The sequence below is a fragment of the Massilia sp. YIM B02769 genome (assembly GCF_030411995.1).
GTDB lineage: Bacteria > Pseudomonadota > Gammaproteobacteria > Burkholderiales > Burkholderiaceae_D > Telluria.
Map to the genome: position 1 here is coordinate 94,159 of NZ_JASNRC010000009.1, position 17,419 is coordinate 111,577.

Annotated in this window: 15 protein-coding genes and 1 pseudogene; 10 read left to right on the forward strand and 6 right to left on the reverse strand. The window is 64.1% G+C overall.

Annotated elements, in window-relative coordinates:
- Positions 1-453: 453 nt before the first annotated feature.
- Positions 454-1,986: a threonine ammonia-lyase, biosynthetic gene (gene ilvA / locus QPK31_RS15740; RefSeq protein WP_290423859.1), complete on the reverse strand. Its 1,533-nt coding sequence runs from the start codon at positions 1,984-1,986 to the stop codon at positions 454-456.
- Positions 1,987-2,171: 185 nt separating this feature from the next.
- On the opposite strand from ilvA, the gene QPK31_RS15745 reads away from it, so the two are divergent.
- From QPK31_RS15745 to QPK31_RS15760, 4 genes are all read left to right on the forward strand, one after another.
- Entirely contained in the window at positions 2,172-2,675 is a 504-nt protein-coding gene (locus QPK31_RS15745; protein WP_290423860.1) for a YqaA family protein, read from the forward strand.
- 366 nt (positions 2,676-3,041) lie between these two features.
- Complete coding sequence (locus QPK31_RS15750; RefSeq protein ID WP_290423861.1) at positions 3,042-7,049, forward strand: DUF3683 domain-containing protein; 4,008 nt, start codon at positions 3,042-3,044, stop codon at positions 7,047-7,049.
- The gene (locus QPK31_RS15755; protein ID WP_290423862.1) at positions 7,046-7,495 is read left to right on the forward strand and encodes an HIT family protein; all 450 of its coding nucleotides are present in this window, start codon (positions 7,046-7,048) and stop codon (positions 7,493-7,495) included. Before QPK31_RS15750 ends, QPK31_RS15755 begins: the two co-directional genes overlap by 4 nt.
- A gap of 8 nt (positions 7,496-7,503) precedes the next feature.
- Positions 7,504-7,929 (forward strand): DUF971 domain-containing protein, encoded by a 426-nt coding sequence (locus QPK31_RS15760; RefSeq protein ID WP_290423863.1) that lies wholly within the window; start codon positions 7,504-7,506, stop codon positions 7,927-7,929.
- 340 nt (positions 7,930-8,269) lie between these two features.
- Here the strand turns inward: QPK31_RS15760 and QPK31_RS15765 are convergent, their stop codons facing one another.
- The 5 genes from QPK31_RS15765 to QPK31_RS15785 all read right to left on the reverse strand — a co-directional run bounded on the left by QPK31_RS15765 (position 8,270) and on the right by QPK31_RS15785 (position 11,587).
- Entirely contained in the window at positions 8,270-8,473 is a 204-nt protein-coding gene (locus tag QPK31_RS15765) for a cold-shock protein (RefSeq protein WP_182990774.1), read from the reverse strand.
- A 361-nt stretch (positions 8,474-8,834) separates the two neighbouring features.
- Positions 8,835-9,299: a hypothetical protein gene (locus QPK31_RS15770; RefSeq protein WP_290423864.1), complete on the reverse strand. Its 465-nt coding sequence runs from the start codon at positions 9,297-9,299 to the stop codon at positions 8,835-8,837.
- Between the two features lie 83 nt (positions 9,300-9,382).
- Positions 9,383-9,775 carry a hypothetical protein gene (locus QPK31_RS15775; RefSeq protein WP_290423865.1) on the reverse strand — a complete coding sequence of 131 codons (393 nt, stop codon included), beginning with the start codon at positions 9,773-9,775 and terminating at the stop codon, positions 9,383-9,385.
- Between the two features lie 41 nt (positions 9,776-9,816).
- Positions 9,817-10,500, reverse strand: coding sequence for a hypothetical protein (locus tag QPK31_RS15780; protein WP_290423866.1), 684 nt, complete (start codon positions 10,498-10,500; stop codon positions 9,817-9,819).
- A gap of 202 nt (positions 10,501-10,702) precedes the next feature.
- A complete protein-coding gene (locus tag QPK31_RS15785) occupies positions 10,703-11,587 on the reverse strand; it encodes a hypothetical protein (RefSeq protein ID WP_290423867.1) in 885 nt (294 codons plus the stop codon).
- A gap of 174 nt (positions 11,588-11,761) precedes the next feature.
- On the opposite strand from QPK31_RS15785, the gene ubiE reads away from it, so the two are divergent.
- The 6 genes and pseudogenes from ubiE to QPK31_RS15815 all read left to right on the forward strand — a co-directional run bounded on the left by ubiE (position 11,762) and on the right by QPK31_RS15815 (position 17,375).
- Positions 11,762-12,496 (forward strand): bifunctional demethylmenaquinone methyltransferase/2-methoxy-6-polyprenyl-1,4-benzoquinol methylase UbiE, encoded by a 735-nt coding sequence (gene ubiE / locus QPK31_RS15790; protein ID WP_290423868.1) that lies wholly within the window; start codon positions 11,762-11,764, stop codon positions 12,494-12,496.
- Positions 12,497-12,507: 11 nt separating this feature from the next.
- Positions 12,508-13,470 (forward strand): Tim44 domain-containing protein, encoded by a 963-nt coding sequence (locus QPK31_RS15795; RefSeq protein WP_290423869.1) that lies wholly within the window; start codon positions 12,508-12,510, stop codon positions 13,468-13,470.
- Between the two features lie 110 nt (positions 13,471-13,580).
- Positions 13,581-14,189 (forward strand): annotated as a pseudogene (locus tag QPK31_RS15800) (SCP2 domain-containing protein); the annotation flags it as partial.
- Positions 14,190-14,323: 134 nt separating this feature from the next.
- A complete protein-coding gene (gene ubiB / locus QPK31_RS15805; RefSeq protein WP_290423870.1) occupies positions 14,324-15,895 on the forward strand; it encodes a ubiquinone biosynthesis regulatory protein kinase UbiB in 1,572 nt (523 codons plus the stop codon).
- A gap of 1 nt (position 15,896) precedes the next feature.
- A complete protein-coding gene (locus QPK31_RS15810; protein ID WP_290423871.1) occupies positions 15,897-16,493 on the forward strand; it encodes a methyltransferase domain-containing protein in 597 nt (198 codons plus the stop codon).
- Between the two features lie 555 nt (positions 16,494-17,048).
- Positions 17,049-17,375 carry an FmdB family zinc ribbon protein gene (locus QPK31_RS15815; protein ID WP_290423872.1) on the forward strand — a complete coding sequence of 109 codons (327 nt, stop codon included), beginning with the start codon at positions 17,049-17,051 and terminating at the stop codon, positions 17,373-17,375.
- The last annotated feature ends 44 nt before the right edge of the window (positions 17,376-17,419 follow it).

Here is a 17,419-nt window from a genome sequence, read left to right on the forward strand (position 1 = left end):
CTGGTCTCGAGGGGCCGGTGCTGCGCGCTGGTGGCTCTGCGGGGTATTGCTTGCGCGAACGAATGCCGGCCCGGCGGCGGCAAAGCGGCGTATCGTACACCTTTCTGCTGATCGGTGGGCGATTCGCTTGGGCGGCGGACGTGTCGAGGATGGGGGCGGTGGACGCGGCGCGGATGGAGCGACGTTGGCGGGGAAGTGCGGAGGCTAATGGGGCTGTTGCCTGTGCCGTTATCGGTGTTTTTGGTCCGCGTGGGCACGGAGTGCCCACCGTACGGGACACGCTGCGTATCCGGGTTTCCTATGATCTCGCTGTGCGGTGGCGCTTCTTGCATGAACCAGCCGATAACGGTGACCGTACGGTGGGCACCCCGTGCCCACGCGGACCATGCACACCCACGACGGCACAGGCAACAGCCCCACGTACTCAAGCGCGGGAGGGTTTAACCCCAGCGATCACAAGAACAACTTGTACACCGGATTCGCACTCTCATCCCAATACCGGTACCCCAGCGTCGCCAAAAACTGCCGGAACTCATCCATCTCCCCACCCGGCACCTGCAATCCAACCAGGATGCGCCCCACATCCCCACCCTGGTTCCGATAATGGAACAGCGAGATATTCCAGTTCGGCGCCATGCTGTCGAGGAAACGCATCAGCGCCCCCGGCCGCTCGGGAAACTCGAAGCGATACAGCAACTCATCCTGCGCCAGCGCGCTCTTGCCCCCCACCAGGTGGCGAATGTGCAGCTTGGCCAGCTCGTCGTGCGTCAAATCCAGCGTCCGGAAATCGTGCTGCTCGAAGGTACGCGCCAGCAATGACGATTCGCCGCGGCTGCCCACCTGCACGCCCACGAACACATGCGCCTGGCGCTCATCGCTGATGCGGTAGGTAAATTCCGTGACATTGCGCGGCCCCACCAGCGAACAGAAACGCCGGAAACTGCCGCGCTGCTCGGGTATCGTCACCGCAAACACGGCTTCACGCGCCTCGCCCACTTCGGCGCGCTCGGCGACAAAACGCAGGCGGTCGAAGTTCATGTTGGCGCCGCAGGCCACCGCCACCAGGGTCTCGTTCTTCACCGGCTGGCGCGCCATCTGCGAGCGTTCCACGTAAGCCTTGGCCCCAGCCACCGCCAGCGCACCGGCCGGCTCCAGGATGCTGCGCGTGTCCTGGAACACGTCCTGGATCGCCGCGCAAATCGCATCGGTATCGACCAGGATGATCTCGTCCACGACTTCCTTCGCCACGCGGAAGGTTTCCTCGCCCACCAGGCGCACCGCGGTGCCGTCCGAGAACAGGCCGACGTCCGGCAGGGTCACGCGCTCGCCCGCCTTCAGGCTGCGCGCCATCGCGTCCGAATCGATGGTCTGCACGCCGACGATCTTGATATCGGGCCGCACCGCTTTCACGTACGAACCGATGCCCGAGATCAGCCCGCCGCCGCCGATCGCCACGAAGATCGCGTGGATCGGCCCCGAATGCTGGCGCAGGATTTCCATGGCAATCGTGCCCTGGCCGGCGATCACGTCCGGATCGTCGAAAGGATGGACGAAGGTCAGCTTTTGCTCGCGTTCGAGCAGCAGCGCGTGCTGGTAGGCGTCGGTGTAGGAATCGCCATGCAGCACCACCTCGACCGCCGCGCCGCCGCGCGTTTTTACGGCGTCGATCTTCACCTGCGGCGTGGTGGTCGGCATCACGATCAGCGCGCGGCAGCCGAGGCGCGCGGCGGACAGCGCCACGCCTTGGGCATGGTTGCCGGCCGAAGCGCAGATCACGCCGCGCTTCAGGGCTTCGGAAGACAGGTGCGCCATCTTGTTGTAGGCGCCGCGCAGCTTGAAGCTGAACACGCTCTGCATGTCTTCGCGCTTGAAATAGATGCGGTTGCCGAAGCGCTGCGACAGGGTCGGCGCGAGTTCGAGCGGGGTTTCCTGGGCCACGTCGTAGACGCGCGAGGTGAGGATTTTCTTGAGGTAATCGGTAGTCATGGTCGGGAATAGGAGATTCAAAGGCCAGTGTCCTGGTTTCCGGTGACGCGAGACTGTGTTTCCTGGTGGGTGACCGAGGCATGCAGCCGATACGACCGCGCTGGGGTGTTAGCGCGCCGTATCGTGTCGAGGGCGATAGATTTTCCTCATTATAATGGACAGCTCTAACTGTTCAATGGCCACCGATGATCGAAACCGCCGTCCTCTGGCTGCTCAAGGTTCTCGCCGCTCCCACAGTCGGGCTCACGTCGGTATTCCTCATCGCGTTCGTTTCCGCCACCCTGGTGCCGCTCGGTTCCGAGCCGGCCGTGTTTGCCGTCATCAAGGCCAATCCCGCGATGTTCTGGCCGGCGATCCTGGTGGCCACCGTCGGCAACACGCTCGGCGGCGTGCTGAACTACGGCATCGGCTACCGCGCCAAGATCGCCTTCGCCAAGGAGCGCCAGAGCCGCTGGTTCGGCTGGCTGCGCCGCTTCGGCGCCAAGACCATGCTGCTGTCCTGGGTGCCCGGCATCGGCGACCCCCTGTGCACCCTGGCCGGCTGGCTGCACTTGCCGTTCTGGCCCAGCGTGATGTACATGGCCATCGGCAAATTCGGCCGGTATGTCACCATGACCGCGGCCCTGCTGTATATCCCCGACGGCTTCTGGAAAAGCGTCGGCGATCTGCTGACGAGGATTACCGGTTAAACGTAGGGTGGACCGGGCCACGAGAGGCGGCTATACCTGAACGGGTCTCTGGCGACTGCCTGGGCGCCGTCCGCGCGTTCAACCAGTGTCTGCATGGTGGCGCGATAACACGGAGGTCTGGTGAACGCGTGAACGGCACAGCCGTCCACCCTACGATCCGCCCAACGCATGCGATTCGGATGAGATTGCTGCAAGGCTAATCTTCCGTGCCAAAGCGCCTCCCCATGCAAAGGAAATTTGCATAGACAGCCTGGAATGCAAATATTCTTGCTGTTAACCTCTGCGCGAATCGCCGCCTGCCCAGCGTTGTGCGACGCAATAAGCTAGAATGGTTGTCCTTCGGGCCAGTCCAAATCGATCCTATCCATGAACGCCCCAGTACACATCCACACGCTCCTCGCCGACAACGCGCCGGCCCGCCTGCGCGAAATCCCCTATAACTACACGTCGTTCTCCGACCGCGAGATCGTGATCCGCCTGCTGGGCGAGTCGTGCTGGCAGCTGCTCGACGAACTGCGCGGCGCGCGCCAGACCGGCCGTTCGGCGCGCATGCTGTACGAGGTGCTGGGCGATATCTGGGTGGTGCGCCGCAATCCGTATTTGCAGGACGACTTGCTGGACAACCCGAAGCGGCGCCAGAAACTGATCGACGCCTTGCACCATCGCCTGGCCGAAGTGGATAAACGCCGCATCACCGTGGATGCCAGCGAGGGCGACGCCGCCACCGCCGCCTCGCGCAGCGCCGCCGTCGAACAGCTGCTGCAGGCAGCGCGCAAGGCCGTCGACGACTTCGGCCGCGAATTCCGCGACATGTACGACTTGCGCAAGCGCGCCCGCGCCGTGCTCGGCGCCTACACCGACAAGCGCAACATCCGCTTCGACGGCATGCACCGCGTCTCGCACGTCACCGACGCCACCGACTGGCGCGTCGAATACCCCTTCCTGGTGCTGGTGCCCGACAGCGAAGAGGAAATGGCCGGCCTGGTCAAAGGCTGCATCGAACTCGGATTGACCATCATCCCGCGCGGCGGCGGCACCGGCTACACCGGCGGCGCCATTCCATTAAGCCCGATGTCGGCCGTAATCAACACCGAAAAGCTGATCGCCCTGGGCGAAGTCGAGATGACGCGCCTGCCCGGCCTGGACCGCGACTACGCGACCATTTATACGGGCGCCGGCGTCGTCACCCAGCGCGTCTCGCAGGCCGCCGAAAAGGCCGGCTTCGTGTTCGCGGTCGACCCGACCTCGGCCCACGCCTCGTGCATCGGCGGCAACATCGCCATGAACGCGGGCGGCAAGAAGGCCGTCCTGTGGGGCACGGCGCTGGATAACCTGGCGTCCTGGCGCATGGTCGACCCGAACGGCGACTGGCTCGAAGTCACGCGCATCGACCACAACCTCGGCAAGATCCACGACGCGCCGACCGCCGTCTTCAAGCTCGAATGGACCCACCCGTCCACGCGCGGCGCGCCGAAGGGCGAACCCTTCCGCACCGAAACGCTGACCATCGAGGGCCGCAAGTTCCGCAAGGAGGGCCTCGGCAAGGACGTCACGGATAAATTCCTGGCCGGCCTGCCGGGCGTGCAGAAAGAGGGCACCGATGGGCTGATTACCTCGGGCCGCTGGATCCTGCACAAGATGCCGAAGTTCACGCGCACCGTGGCGCTGGAATTCTTCGGCCAGGCGCGCGATGCGATCCCGTCGATCGTCGAAATCAAGGATTACCTCGACAGCCTGCCGAAAAGCGGCAAGCCGGAATTCGAGACACTGCGTCTCGCCGGCCTCGAACACCTCGACGAGCGCTACCTGCGCGCGGTCGGCTACGCCACCAAGTCGAAACGCGGCACGCTCCCTAAAATGGCGCTGTTCGGCGACATCGTCGGCGACGACGAAAACGCGGTGGCCATGGCCGCCTCGGAAGTGGTGCGCATCGCGAACACCCGCGTCGGCGAAGGCTTCGTCGCCGTCAGCCCGGAAGCGCGCAAGAAGTTCTGGCTCGACCGCGCCCGCACCGCGGCGATTGCGCGCCACACCAACGCCTTCAAGATCAACGAAGACGTGGTGATCCCGCTGAACCGCATGGGCGAATACACCGACGGCATCGAGCGCATCAACGTCGAGCTGTCGATCAAGAACAAGCTGCAGCTGGCCGAACAGCTGCACACCTATCTCTCGGGCGGCAACCTGCCGCTGGAGAAGAGCGACGACGCCAGCGGCGACACCGTGGCGCGCGACGAGATCATGGGCGATCGCCCGCAGCAGGCCGTGGCGCTGGTCGAGCAGGTGGGTGCGCGCTGGGCCTTTATCCTGGCGAACCTGGACCAGCCGCTGCGCGCCGTGCACGCCAAGCTCGATGAACTCGGCCTGGGCCACCTGTCCGCCGGTTTCGACAGCCGCATCGGCCGCCACCCGGATACAACCCTGTTCGACGTGGTCCAGGACCACACCCTGCGCATCTCGTGGAAGCAGGACCTGCGCGCGCCATTGCGCCAGATCTTCAACGGCGCGGCGTACAAATGCATCCTCGACGAGACCGTGGCCATCCACAAGCGGGTGCTGCGCTCGCGCGTCTTCGTGGCCCTGCACATGCACGCCGGCGACGGCAACGTGCACACGAACCTGCCGGTGAACTCGGACGATTACGCCATGCTGCAGGACGCGCATAAAGCTGTCGAGCGCATCATGAAGCTGGCCCGCTCGCTGGATGGCGTGATCTCGGGCGAGCACGGTATCGGCATCACCAAGCTTGAATTCCTGACCGACGACGAGATCCGCGAATTCCGCGACTACAAGCAGCGCGTCGATCCGGAAGGCCGCTTCAACAAGGGCAAGCTCCTGAACACCACGGCGGTGGCGGCCGATCTCACCAACGCCTACACGCCGTCGTTCGGCCTGATGGGCCACGAGTCGCTGATCATGCAGCAGAGCGACATCGGCGAGATCGCCAACAGCATCAAGGACTGCCTGCGCTGCGGGAAGTGCAAGCCGGTCTGCACCACCCACGTGCCGCAATCGAATCTGCTGTACTCGCCGCGCGACAAGATCCTGGCGACGTCGGCGCTGATCGAAGCCTTCCTGTACGAAGAGCAGACCCGGCGCGGCGTGTCGATCCGCCACTGGGAAGAGTTCGAGGACGTGTCCGACCACTGCACCGTGTGCCACAAGTGCGTGACGCCGTGCCCGGTGAACATCGACTTCGGCGATGTCTCGATGAACATGCGTAACCTGCTGCGCAAGATGGACAAGCGCAGCTTCAAGCCGGCCAACCGCGCGGCCATGTTCTTCCTGAACGCGACCGACCCGACCACCATCAACGCCACGCGCCAGGCGATGGTCGGCTTCGGCTTCAAGGCCCAGCGTTTGGGGAACAAGCTGCTGCGCGGCCTGGCCAAGGATCAGGTCAAGGCGCCGCCGCCGACCACCGGCAAGGCGCCGGTACGCGAGCAGGTGATCCACTTCATCAACAAGAAAATGCCGGGCAATTTGCCGAAGAAGACCGCGCGCGCGCTGCTCGACATCGAGGACGACAAGGTCATCCCGATCATCCGCAACCCGAAGGCGACGAATGCCGATACCGAGGCCGTGTTCTACTTCCCCGGCTGCGGTTCCGAGCGCCTGTTCTCGCAGGTCGGGTTGGCGACGCAGGCGATGCTGTGGGAAGTCGGCGTGCAGACCGTGCTGCCGCCGGGTTATTTGTGCTGCGGCTATCCCCAGCGCGGCGCCGGCCAGTACGACAAGGCCGACAAGATGATGACCGATAACCGCGTGCTGTTCCACCGCATGGCGAACACGCTGAACTACCTGGACATCAAGACCGTGCTGGTCTCCTGCGGCACCTGCTACGACCAATTGGCGACCTACGAGTTCGAGAAGATCTTCCCCGGCTGCCGCATCATGGACATCCACGAATACCTGCTGGAGAAGGGCGTCAAGCTCGAAGGCGTGAACGGCGTGCGCTACATGTACCACGACCCCTGCCACACGCCGATGAAGATGCAGGACTCGGTGAAGACCGTGAACGCGCTGGTGCAGACCGTCGACAACGTGAAGATCGAGAAGAACGAGCGCTGCTGCGGCGAGTCGGGCACCTTTGCCATCACGCGTCCCGACATCGCGACCCAGGTGCGCTACCGCAAGGAGAACGAGATCCAGAAGGGCGCCGCCAAACTGCGCGAGGACGGCTTCGAGGGCGAAGTGAAGGTGCTGACCAGCTGCCCGTCCTGCCTGCAAGGCCTGTCGCGCTACAACGCCGATGCCGGCACCAGCGCCGACTACATCGTGGTCGAGATCGCGAAACACCTGCTGGGCGATAACTGGCTGCCGGACTACGTCGCACGCGCCAATAACGGCGGTATCGAAAGGGTGCTGGTATGACGAGTGCACCGATCCGCGAGCCGGGCTGCGAACTGTGCGACCTGGCCGCTCCCATGACCGTGTACGCCGACAGCAAACTGTCGGTGATCATCGTCGACGACGCCAACTATCCCGGCTTTTGCCGCGTGATCTGGCGCGACCATGTGCGCGAGATGAGCGACCTGGCGCGCGAGGATCGCCTGCTGCTGAACGAAGCCGTGTACCAGGTCGAGCAGGCCGTGCGCGACGTGATGGCGCCCACCAAGGTCAACGTGGCCAGCCTGGGCAACGTGGTGCCGCACCTGCACTGGCACGTGATCCCGCGCTACACTGACGATGCGCACTTCCCCGCGCCCGTGTGGGCCGCGGCCGTGCGCCAGACCGAACAAACCACGCTGGAAGCACGCCGCGCGCTGCTGCCCGCGCTCGCCGACGCGATTGCGCGGCGCATGAACCAACAAGGATGAACACAGCAATGCCACAACCAACCGACCTGGCCGTCCGCCAGAAATCCCGCATCCTCGAGATCGCATTCGACGACGGCAAGACCTTCTCGATTCCGTTCGAACTGATGCGCGTGTACTCGCCCTCGGCCGAAGTGAAGGGCCACGGCCCAGGCCAGGAAACCCTGCAAGTGGGCAAGCGTGACGTGAGCGTCAGCGGCGTGGAACCGGTCGGCAACTACGCCATCAAACCGGTCTTCACCGACGGCCACAACAGCGGCATCTACACCTGGGACTACTTGTACAAGCTCGGCAGCGAGCAGAATGCGCTGTGGGAAGACTACATGGGCCGTCTGCACGCCGCCGGTTTCGATGGCGACAGCGGCCGCGAACCGGGCAAGATCCTGCCCGGCGAACTGAAGCGCCATGGCGGCGGTTGTAGCGGACATAGCCACTAACGCCCGGTTCAATCGAGACCTCAACCGTACGGTGGGCACTCCGTGCCCACGCGGTTACGTGCTCATCCGGCGTCCGTGACCGTGACAATTCGCTCCGCGGCGCATGCATGGGAAAGCGGCGCGAACGAGACGCATTTGGGATGCGCCGCCGATCGGCATCGTTCGCGACAAATCCGATGCCAATATTGATCACCGTTCCGCGTGGGCACGGTGTGCCCACCGTACGTCTCGGCAATCGCCAATAAGCTAGCCGGCATTTATCTGCCGCCCCCAAAGAAAAAAGCCAGCTCACGCTGGCTTTTCCTTATTCACGACACCGGCCGAGGCCGGCATGCGCACATTACTGCGGCTGGATGTTCGCAGCCTGCTTGCCCTTCGGACCAGTGGTGATCTCGAAAGTCACGCGCTGGTTTTCGGCCAGCGATTTGAAGCCTTGTGCGTTGATCGCCGAGAAGTGGGCGAACACGTCTTCACCGCCGCCGTCAGGCGTGATGAAACCAAAACCTTTTGCATCGTTGAACCATTTAACGGTACCGCTCGTCATTTTGTTACTCCCCTAAAGTTATTAGTTGTTATGCCTTGCCTGAACTACTGGTGTGAACGGATGACGTTTAGCGCCGTACTCAACAAAGCAGATTTATTATAGGGATAAGTTTGCTTTCGTGAAGCACAATTTGCATATCTTTTATTGCCGAGTTGGACTGTAACGACATTCCGCTGCGATATAAATCCACAAGGCAATAAACTTACAGGCTCATTGCTTCCTTCAACTGAGCAGCATTGCGCCGCGATATCTCAAGTTTCTTGCCGTTATCAAGCGTCAGCAGATAACCGGCGCCCATCGCTTCCTCGATCGACCGTACCAGTATCGGGACGTCCCGGAGCGCCCGCGCCGTGTCGCCGCATCATCGGCGCAGCAGGCGGATGAGATACCAGAGATTCGCAACGAAGAAGGGGCCGAGGCAAAAGAGCAGGGTGAGCGGACGTTCGCGCAGCATGGCGAACTGGATTGCCGTTTTCCCGGGCAGGCCGGGATCGCGGTGCAGGAAAAACGGCAGCGCCACCACGGCCGCGAACAGGTAGTGGGCGGCAAACAGGGCCAGGCCGATGCGCCGCTTTCTCGCCACGGCCACGTAGACGTAGGCGACATACATGGCGATGCCGAACGGCGCCGTCAGCTGCAGCGTGAAGAGCGCATAGCTGAAGAACACCGCCATGAGCAGCTCGTTGCCGATGTCGTAGTGGCCTGCGGAGCGGGTGGCTGCCGGGATCGCCACTGCCGCGACAGTCAGGCAGATGGCGAGCAGCGGACCGGCAACCAGGCCGATAGCGATGGCGCGGGCATGCTTGTCTGGCGTTCGCTGGCTCATGCCTGGCCCGGGGCCCGCCCCCTGGTCATCGCTTCGCCTTGCGTCGACGGGCAAAGGCCGGGCAAGTGACGTCGCAGCACGCGCTACTCCCGTTTCGCGGGCGCCGCCCAGTCCTTGGGCCGCAGGCAGGAGCCTTCCTCGAACATGCTGCCCAGCTCCGTGCTGTAGGTCTCGCGCATCCGCGCGTAATATTCCGCGCCAGGCCAGGACTTGAGGTCCTCGCGCAGGACCTCGGTGCACAGCGCCTTGGCCGACCATGGCCGGGTGCGCAGGCATGCCCTTGCTTTTCCAAGCTGTTCCGCGAACTTGGGTTCTTTCGACAAGGCCTCGGCCAACTCCTTTCCTACCAGTTCCGGATACTGCGCCACGCAGCCAACGGTAACCGGCAGTATCCACAAGTCCCCGTCGCCTGCGGTCATGGCGGGTATCGCGACGGACGCGGCAAGAACGGCAACCACGATTTTCTGCTTGTGCATGGAAGGTCTCCAGGCTTCACGACGGGCTTCACGAACAGGCGTCATTTCGCGTCCTTGCCGCTGATGGTGTAGCCGCCGTCCAGGTAAGGCGTGAAGATGGCGGGGTCGAGCGGCAGGTCGAACCGGGCTTGCGTCGCGACCAGGACTTCCTTGGCGACGTCGACATACAAGGACATGCCCCTGGCTGCGTTGGCGGTCGGCACAAAACTGCCGGCCCGGCTGATGCAGCCGCGCGCGCCGGCCAGGGGCTCGATCATCCGGCATTCGACGCCGGCGATGGTACGGCGCGCTCCTTCGACCGGCTTGCCGGCGCCGGGCAACTGGCGCAGGGCAGCGATCTGCCTGGCCATGCGCGGATCGGCCGCCAGCGGCGCCAGGGCCGCTTGCAGGCTGGCCGCATCGCCCCGCGGTGGCTGTGGAGGCGCATCGGCATGGCCGCTGGCGTCGCACACGCCCTTGGCGGTCTTGCGCTTGAGGTCGATCACGCAGCTGCCCTTGCTGGAGCGCAGCTTGGCGTTCAGCTCGATTCGCTCGAGCAGGCTGCAGTCCTCGGCCAGCGTCGCATGGTAAGTCAGGGTGTAGATAATGGTCCGGTTCGACGCGGCATAGTCGTACCTGTAGGTGTGCAAAACCTGGTCCGGGAGCGCAGGCGGCGGATTCGCGGGCCGCCCGAGGCGCCGGTTGCCTTCCACGCAGATCGGCATCAGTTCCCGCAGCTGGCGCACGCCCCCTTGCACGATCGGACTGGCCTGGAGTCGTCCCTCAGCTGAACGTAGTGGACGAGTACGGGCTTGGCAACTGGCCCGAGGAGCTGGTGGGGCGCGGTCTTCGCATCGGCCTCGGCCTGGCGTTCGAGCGTGGTGCCGGCCTGGCAAGGCAGCGCGGCCAGCGCCAGTGTCATTGCGGCAGCGGCGTGGCGGCGCGGCGTCACTGTGGCTCCGCCGTGATCGTGAAGCCGCCGTTCACGTAGGGCGTGAAGATGGCCGGGTTGACCGGCATGTCCAGTTTCGCCGCGACGGCCGTCGTACCTAACCCACCGAAATGGCCGCGCAGCGAGACGCCTTCGAGGCCGACGGTCGGGATGAAGCTGCCGGCCCGGGTGATGCAGCCCGAGGTGGAGCCCATCGCGTTCACGACTTCGCATTCGAGGCCGGCGATGGTCAGTTTCTCGCCGCTGGCGGGAACGTTGGCGGACAGGCGGCGCAGCACGGCCATCTGCTTGGCCATGCGCGGATCGGCCTCGAGCGCGGCGCGGGTCTTTTCCTGCTGCTCGCGGCCCGGGGCGAGCGGGGTGCGCACGGCATCGGCATGGCCGCCTCTGTCGCACACGCCGTGTGCGGTCTTGCGCACCAGATCGATCTCGCAGCTGCCTTTCACGGAACTCAGGCTGGCCTCGCGGTCTTCGGTTTCGACCAGGCTGCAGTCATCGGCCATGCGAACGCTGTAGTTCACCGTGTAGAGGATCCTGCGGTTGGGCGCGGAGTATTCGAACGCATTGGTGCGCCCCACCTGTTCCGGAAATTCGCGCGGCGCACGCACGGGACGGCCAAGGCGTCGATTGGCTTCCACGCAGAATGCCACCTTCTGCTTGAGGTCGGCGAGATTCGATGCCAGGATTCCGACACGGTGATCGTCCTTCGACTGCACGTAATGGACGAGCATGGTCTTGCCGCCCCCTCCCAGCGTCAGGTGCGGCGCGCTGGCCGTGTCGACCCGCTTTTCGACGGCGGTCATGGCCTGGGCCGGGGACAGCGCACAGCCCAGCAGCAGGGCCGGGAGCGCATGGCGTACAACGAAACGCGTGTGAAGCATGACTTTCCTCTTGCATGGCAGCGACAATAATCTGTTGCAAGAATAGCATCTGGACATGCCGGTTTCGTTCCCGGCGACCCTAGCTGAACTGCCAGGTTGGCGCGCCCCGGTGTCGAGTTCCAGCCTGCAAGCGTGTCGCTTGTATAATGCGGCAAGATCAAACTGCCCACTGCCATGACCAAATCCACCCATTTCGGCTACAAGACTGTCTCCGAGGACGACAAGGTCCACGAAGTCGCCAAGGTTTTCCACTCGGTTGCGTCGAAGTACGACGTGATGAACGACCTGATGTCCGGCGGCCTGCACCGCATCTGGAAGACCTTCACCATCGCCCAGGCCGGCGTGCGTCCCGGCTTCAAGGTGCTCGACATTGCCGGCGGCACCGGTGACCTGTCGAAGGCCTTTGCCAAGCAGGCGGGGCCGAGCGGCGAAGTCTGGCTCACCGACATCAACGAGTCGATGCTGCGCGTGGGCCGCGATCGCCTGTTGAATAAAGGGCTAGTCACCCCCACCTTGCTCTGTGACGCAGAGAAGTTGCCGTTCCCGGACAATTATTTCGACCGGGTCAGCGTGGCCTTCGGCCTGCGCAACATGACGCACAAGGACCAGGCACTGGCGGAAATGCGCCGCGTGCTCAAGCCTGGCGGCAAGTTGCTGGTGCTGGAGTTCTCGAAGGTGGCGGCCCCTCTGCAGAAGCCCTACGACCTGTATTCGTTCTCGGTGCTGCCATGGCTGGGCCAGCGCATCGCCAACGACTCGGAAAGCTACCGTTACCTGGCCGAATCGATCCGCATGCACCCGGACCAGGAAACGCTGAAGACCATGATGCAGGACGCCGGGCTCGAACGCGTGCAGTACTACAACCTGACGGCGGGTGTGGCGGCCCTGCACACCGGCATCAAGATGTGAGGAGCAAGACGATGAAAAAGTTACTCGTTGCCGCCGTGCTGGCGCTGACCACCACCGCGATGATCGCGGAAGCCACCGCGCGCCCGATGGGCGGCAAGCGTTCCTTCGGCCGCCAGTCGCAGACCGTGCGCCAGGCGCCGCCGCCGGCGCCAGCGCCGGCCGCGCCGGTGAACCGCCAGACCACGCAGCCGAATACGCCGGCCGCCGCGCCTGCCGCTGCCGGCGCTGCTGCTGCGCAAGCCAAGCGTCCGAGCATGTGGAAAGGCATCCTGGGCGGCGCGCTGCTCGGCCTCGGCCTGGGCGCCTTGTTCTCGCACCTCGGCATCGGCGGCGCCATGGCGTCCTTCCTGTCGGGCCTGATCATGTTCGCGCTGCTGGCGCTGGCCGTGCTGTTCATCGTGCGCATGTTCCGCCGCAAGGACACGCCGGCGAATTCGTCGTTCCAGGGTTTCAACGGGCAGCCAGTGCCGGCGGGCGGCACGCCGTCCATCGGTTCGGGTCTGGGTCAGCCGCAGCCGCAGCCGCAAGCCTTCCAGGCCCAGCAGCCGGTCGGCGGCCTGTCGCTGAATAAAGCAGCGCCGGCGCCGCAAGCCTGGGGCGTGCCGGCCGACTTCGATACCGACGCCTTCCTGCGCCATGCGAAAGCCAGCTTCATCCGCATGCAGGCGGCCTGGGACAAGGGCGACGTCAACGACCTGCGCGAGTTCACCACGCCGGAAGTGTTTGCCGAGCTGAGCATGCAGATCCAGGAACGCGGCCCGAACGCCGACTACACCGAGGTGGTCGAGATCGGCGCCCAGCTGCTGGGCATCGAGACCACGGCCACCGACTACCTGGCCAGCGTGCAGTTCAGCGGCCAGATCCGCACCGCGCCGAATGCGCCGACCGAGCCATTGAACGAGGTCTGGAACATGTCGAAACCGCTGTCGGGCAATGGTGGCTGGGTGCTCGCGGGCATTCAGCAGATTGCGTAATACTTTTTTTGCAAACTTTCCTGTGCGCCCGGGTTTGACCGCGGCGAACTGGTAAGATCGAAGCCGCCCGCGCTACCCCGGGCGGCTTTGTTTTTTTAGCGAACACATTCATGTTTCCGAGTTCAAACTTTTTGTCCCCGCAGCGCACCCTGAGCGCCACGGCCAGCGCCACCATCAACCACTTGCTGGCCCAGGAAGACTGGGCGCGCACGGCGCTGCGCCGTCACAACGGCAAGCTGGCCTGCATCGACACCGGCCACCTGCAGGTACGCCTGCGCGTGGCCGCCGACGGGCTGCTGGAAGCGGGCGAGCCGGATGCGGTTCCGAACGTCACCATCCACGTCAAGCTGGCCGACCTGCCGCTGATCGCCCAGAACCGCGACCGCGCCTTTTCGTATGTGCGCATCGAGGGCGACGCCGAATTCGCGAACACGATCTCGCAGCTGAGCAAGGGCTTGCGCTGGGAACCGGAGCATGACCTCGAACGCCTGTTCGGCCCGATCGGCGCCACGCGCCTGGCCGGTGGCGCGCGCAGCGCGGTGGCGAATGCCCGCGCCACCGGCCGCCGCCTGGCGGAAAACCTGGCCGAGTTCCTGGTCGAGGAACAACCGGTGCTGGTGCGCCCGAACGATGTCGAGGAATTCGGTGCGGACGTGGTGCGCCTGCGCGACGACGTCGAACGCGCCGCGAAGCGCATCGCCAAACTCGAACAGGCATTGGCGCAAAAAGCAGCGCAAAAGCCGGCGACGGCCGTCATCGTCGCGCCCGCCAACGCCATCGTGCAGACTTCGGCGCAGCGCGGCGCCGTCATTCCGACAACCCGCCCGAGCGGGGACACTACCCTGGATAGCTGATGATATTGAAATTCCTGCGCCTGCTTAAAATCTTCACGGTCGTCATTAAGTATGGCCTCGATGAAATTGCAATGTCCGGCCTGCGGGTGCCACGCACCGCCCGCCTCATCAACGGTATTTTCTTCTGGCGCCGCATTACCACGCCACGCGCGATCCGCCTGCGCCTGGCGCTCGAGGAACTCGGCCCGATCTTCATCAAGTTCGGCCAGGTGCTGTCGACCCGGCGCGACCTGATGCCGCCCGATATCGCCGATGAACTGTCGCTGCTGCAGGACCGCGTGCCGCCTTTCGGTTCCGACCTGGCGATTGCCCAGATCACGCGGTCGCTCGGTGCGTCACCCGACCAGTTGTTTGCCAGCTTCGACCCGGTGCCGGTGGCCTCGGCCTCGATTGCCCAGGTGCACTTTGCCACCCTGAAGAACGGGCGTGAAGTGGCGGTGAAAGTGCTGCGTCCGGGCATGAAGAAAACCATCGACGAGGACATCGCCCTGATGCACATGGCGACCGCCCTCATCGAAAAGCTGTGGGCCGAAAGCCGCCGCCTGAAGCCACGCGAAGTGGTGGCCGAGTTCGACAAATACCTGCACGACGAGCTCGATTTGATGCGCGAGGCGGCGAATGCCAGCCAGCTGCGCCGCAACTTTGCCGATTCGACCTTGCTGATGGTGCCGGAGATGTTCTGGGACTATTGCTCGAGCAGCGTGATCGTGATGGAACGCATGCGCGGCATCCCGGTGTCGCAGATCGACCGCCTGGCGGCCGAAGGCGTGGACCTGAAAAAGCTCTCCAGCGATGGCGTGGAAATTTTTTTCACCCAAGTGTTCCGCGATGGATTCTTCCATGCTGACATGCACCCGGGGAACATCCTGGTCTCGGTGGAGCCGGAAAGTTTTGGGCGCTACATTGCACTGGACTTCGGTATTGTCGGCACCCTGAACGACTTCGACAAGGATTACCTGTCGCAGAACTTCCTGGCCTTCTTCCGCCGCGACTACAAGCGCGTGGCCGAGGCCCACATCGAATCCGGCTGGGCGCCGCGCGATACCCGCGTGGACGAACTGGAGTCGGCGGTGCGTGCCTGCTGCGAACCGATCTTCGACCGGCCGCTGAAGGACATTTCCTTCGGCCAGATCCTGCTGCGCCTGTTCCAGACTTCGCGCCGCTTCAACGTCGAAGTCCAGCCGCAGCTGGTGCTGCTGCAAAAGACCCTGCTGAACATCGAAGGCCTGGGGCGCCAGCTCGATCCGGACCTGGATTTGTGGAAGACGGCAAAGCCTTACCTGGAGCGCTGGATGGCCGAACAGGTGGGCTGGCGCGGTTTCGTCGAGCGCTTCAAAGCCGAGGCGCCGCGTTATGCGCACATCTTCCCGCAGTTGCCGCGTTTGATGCACCAGGCGCTGGAACACCATTCGCATCCGCACGGGGCGACCAACCACGAGATGATGCAGCAGGTGTTGGCGGAAGTACGGCGCAGCAACCGGCTGCTCGGCTTCCTGGCCTGGCTGGCGGGCGGGATCACGTCCGGGATCTTGTTTGCGGCCTTGCTGACGCGCTACGGCGGCGCAGCCTGAGATGGTTGACTTCGCCAGCCGCGATCCCTTGACGCCCGGTTTCTGGGACGAGCGTTTCGAGAAGGCGTTCACGCCCTGGGAACGGGGGGGGGTGCCGCAGGGCTTGCGCGATGTCGTGGCCCGCACGCCGCAGCCATTGACGACGCTGATTCCCGGTTGCGGCAGTGGGCGTGAGCTGGCCTTCCTGATGGATGCCGGCTGGGATGCGACGGCGATCGACTTCTCGCCGGCCGCGGTGCAGCTTGCCAGGCAGGCGGTCGGACAGTGGGCGGGCAGGGTGGTGGAGGCGGATTTCTTTGCCTATGCGCCGCCGCGTGCGCTGGACCTGATCTACGAGCAGGCCTTCCTGTGCGCGATGCCCCCAAGTATGTGGCCTCGCATTGCCGCGCGCTGGGCCGAGCTGTTGCCGGCCGGTGGCTTGTTGGCTGGGTTCTTTTTCGTTGGCGAATCGCCGAAAGGGCCGCCGTTCGGCATCGCGCGTGCGGCGCTGGAGGAATTGCTGCTGCCGCATTTCGAATGCATCGAAGACAGCGAAGTGGTCGATTCCATTCCCGTGTTTGCCGGCAAGGAGCGCTGGATGACCTGGCGCCGCCGTTGATCGGTGGCGGCTTCAACGTAGGGTGGACAGCTCCGCCTGAGACCGATGAGCGTTCGCATCCTGTGCGCTGTCCACGCGTCGATCGCTATCCGCTCCGTCATCGTGCACGACGATCTTGCCTGTAACTATCGACGCGTGGACGGCAGAGCCGCCTTTCGTGGCCCGGTCCACCCTACACAGGCAAGATCATTCGTTACGGCATGCACACCATCCAGACAAAAAAACGCCCGCATGCGCGGGCTTTTTGAAGTACATCGTTCTTGTACGGCCATGCGGCAACTCGCGTCGCGCAAACTTCTGTTTCTTGACTCTTTCAGCGGCAGGTTACATGGACCTGCCGGCACGCATCCCGTTGAGAGATGATATTTAATCACTTTAGTTGATCCTCGGCAAACGGATCTGGCCAAATGCTGATTAAAAACAACACTGCTCCGCTCCAGGAATGCTAAGCCAGCCACCCTGCCCACCGCTGTACGGGGCCTTTCCAGCGAATCGGCAACTTACGCGACAAAAGCTTTATAATTCAGGGTTTTGAAGATTTTTGCGGAGTATCCAATGCCGATTTACGCTTACCGCTGCGATGAATGCGGTTTTTCCAAAGATGTGCTGCAAAAAATTTCCGATCCGGTGTTGACCGACTGCCTGTCCTGCGGCAAGCCTGCATTCAAGAAGCAGCTGACCGCGGCCGGCTTCCAGCTGAAGGGCACCGGCTGGTATGTGACCGATTTCCGTGGCGGCAAAGCGCCGGCCACCGGCACCGCGCCGGCCGCGCCGTCGGAGTCCGCGCCGGCCACGAGCGCCGCCCCGGCCGCGTCGTCGGGCGACAGCACGCCAGCCGCCGCACCGGCCGCCAAGGCGTCGAGCGACACCAGCAAGACCTGATGTACCCGCCCGCGGCCCCTGCGCCGCGGCAATAAGAACAACGA

Excerpts from the sequence above, each read along its gene's own strand:
- ilvA (WP_290423859.1), bottom strand. The coding sequence starts at position 1,986 with ATGACTACCGATTACCTCAAGAAAATCCTCACCTCGCGCGTCTACGAC.
- QPK31_RS15745 (WP_290423860.1), top strand. The coding sequence starts at position 2,172 with ATGATCGAAACCGCCGTCCTCTGGCTGCTCAAGGTTCTCGCCGCTCCC.
- QPK31_RS15750 (WP_290423861.1), top strand. The coding sequence starts at position 3,042 with ATGAACGCCCCAGTACACATCCACACGCTCCTCGCCGACAACGCGCCG.
- QPK31_RS15755 (WP_290423862.1), top strand. The coding sequence starts at position 7,046 with ATGACGAGTGCACCGATCCGCGAGCCGGGCTGCGAACTGTGCGACCTG.
- QPK31_RS15760 (WP_290423863.1), top strand. The coding sequence starts at position 7,504 with ATGCCACAACCAACCGACCTGGCCGTCCGCCAGAAATCCCGCATCCTC.
- QPK31_RS15765 (WP_182990774.1), bottom strand. The coding sequence starts at position 8,473 with ATGACGAGCGGTACCGTTAAATGGTTCAACGATGCAAAAGGTTTTGGT.
- QPK31_RS15770 (WP_290423864.1), bottom strand. The coding sequence starts at position 9,299 with ATGAGCCAGCGAACGCCAGACAAGCATGCCCGCGCCATCGCTATCGGC.
- QPK31_RS15775 (WP_290423865.1), bottom strand. The coding sequence starts at position 9,775 with ATGCACAAGCAGAAAATCGTGGTTGCCGTTCTTGCCGCGTCCGTCGCG.
- QPK31_RS15785 (WP_290423867.1), bottom strand. The coding sequence starts at position 11,587 with ATGCTTCACACGCGTTTCGTTGTACGCCATGCGCTCCCGGCCCTGCTG.
- ubiE (WP_290423868.1), top strand. The coding sequence starts at position 11,762 with ATGACCAAATCCACCCATTTCGGCTACAAGACTGTCTCCGAGGACGAC.
- QPK31_RS15795 (WP_290423869.1), top strand. The coding sequence starts at position 12,508 with ATGAAAAAGTTACTCGTTGCCGCCGTGCTGGCGCTGACCACCACCGCG.
- ubiB (WP_290423870.1), top strand. The coding sequence starts at position 14,324 with ATGATATTGAAATTCCTGCGCCTGCTTAAAATCTTCACGGTCGTCATT.
- QPK31_RS15810 (WP_290423871.1), top strand. The coding sequence starts at position 15,897 with ATGGTTGACTTCGCCAGCCGCGATCCCTTGACGCCCGGTTTCTGGGAC.
- QPK31_RS15815 (WP_290423872.1), top strand. The coding sequence starts at position 17,049 with ATGCCGATTTACGCTTACCGCTGCGATGAATGCGGTTTTTCCAAAGAT.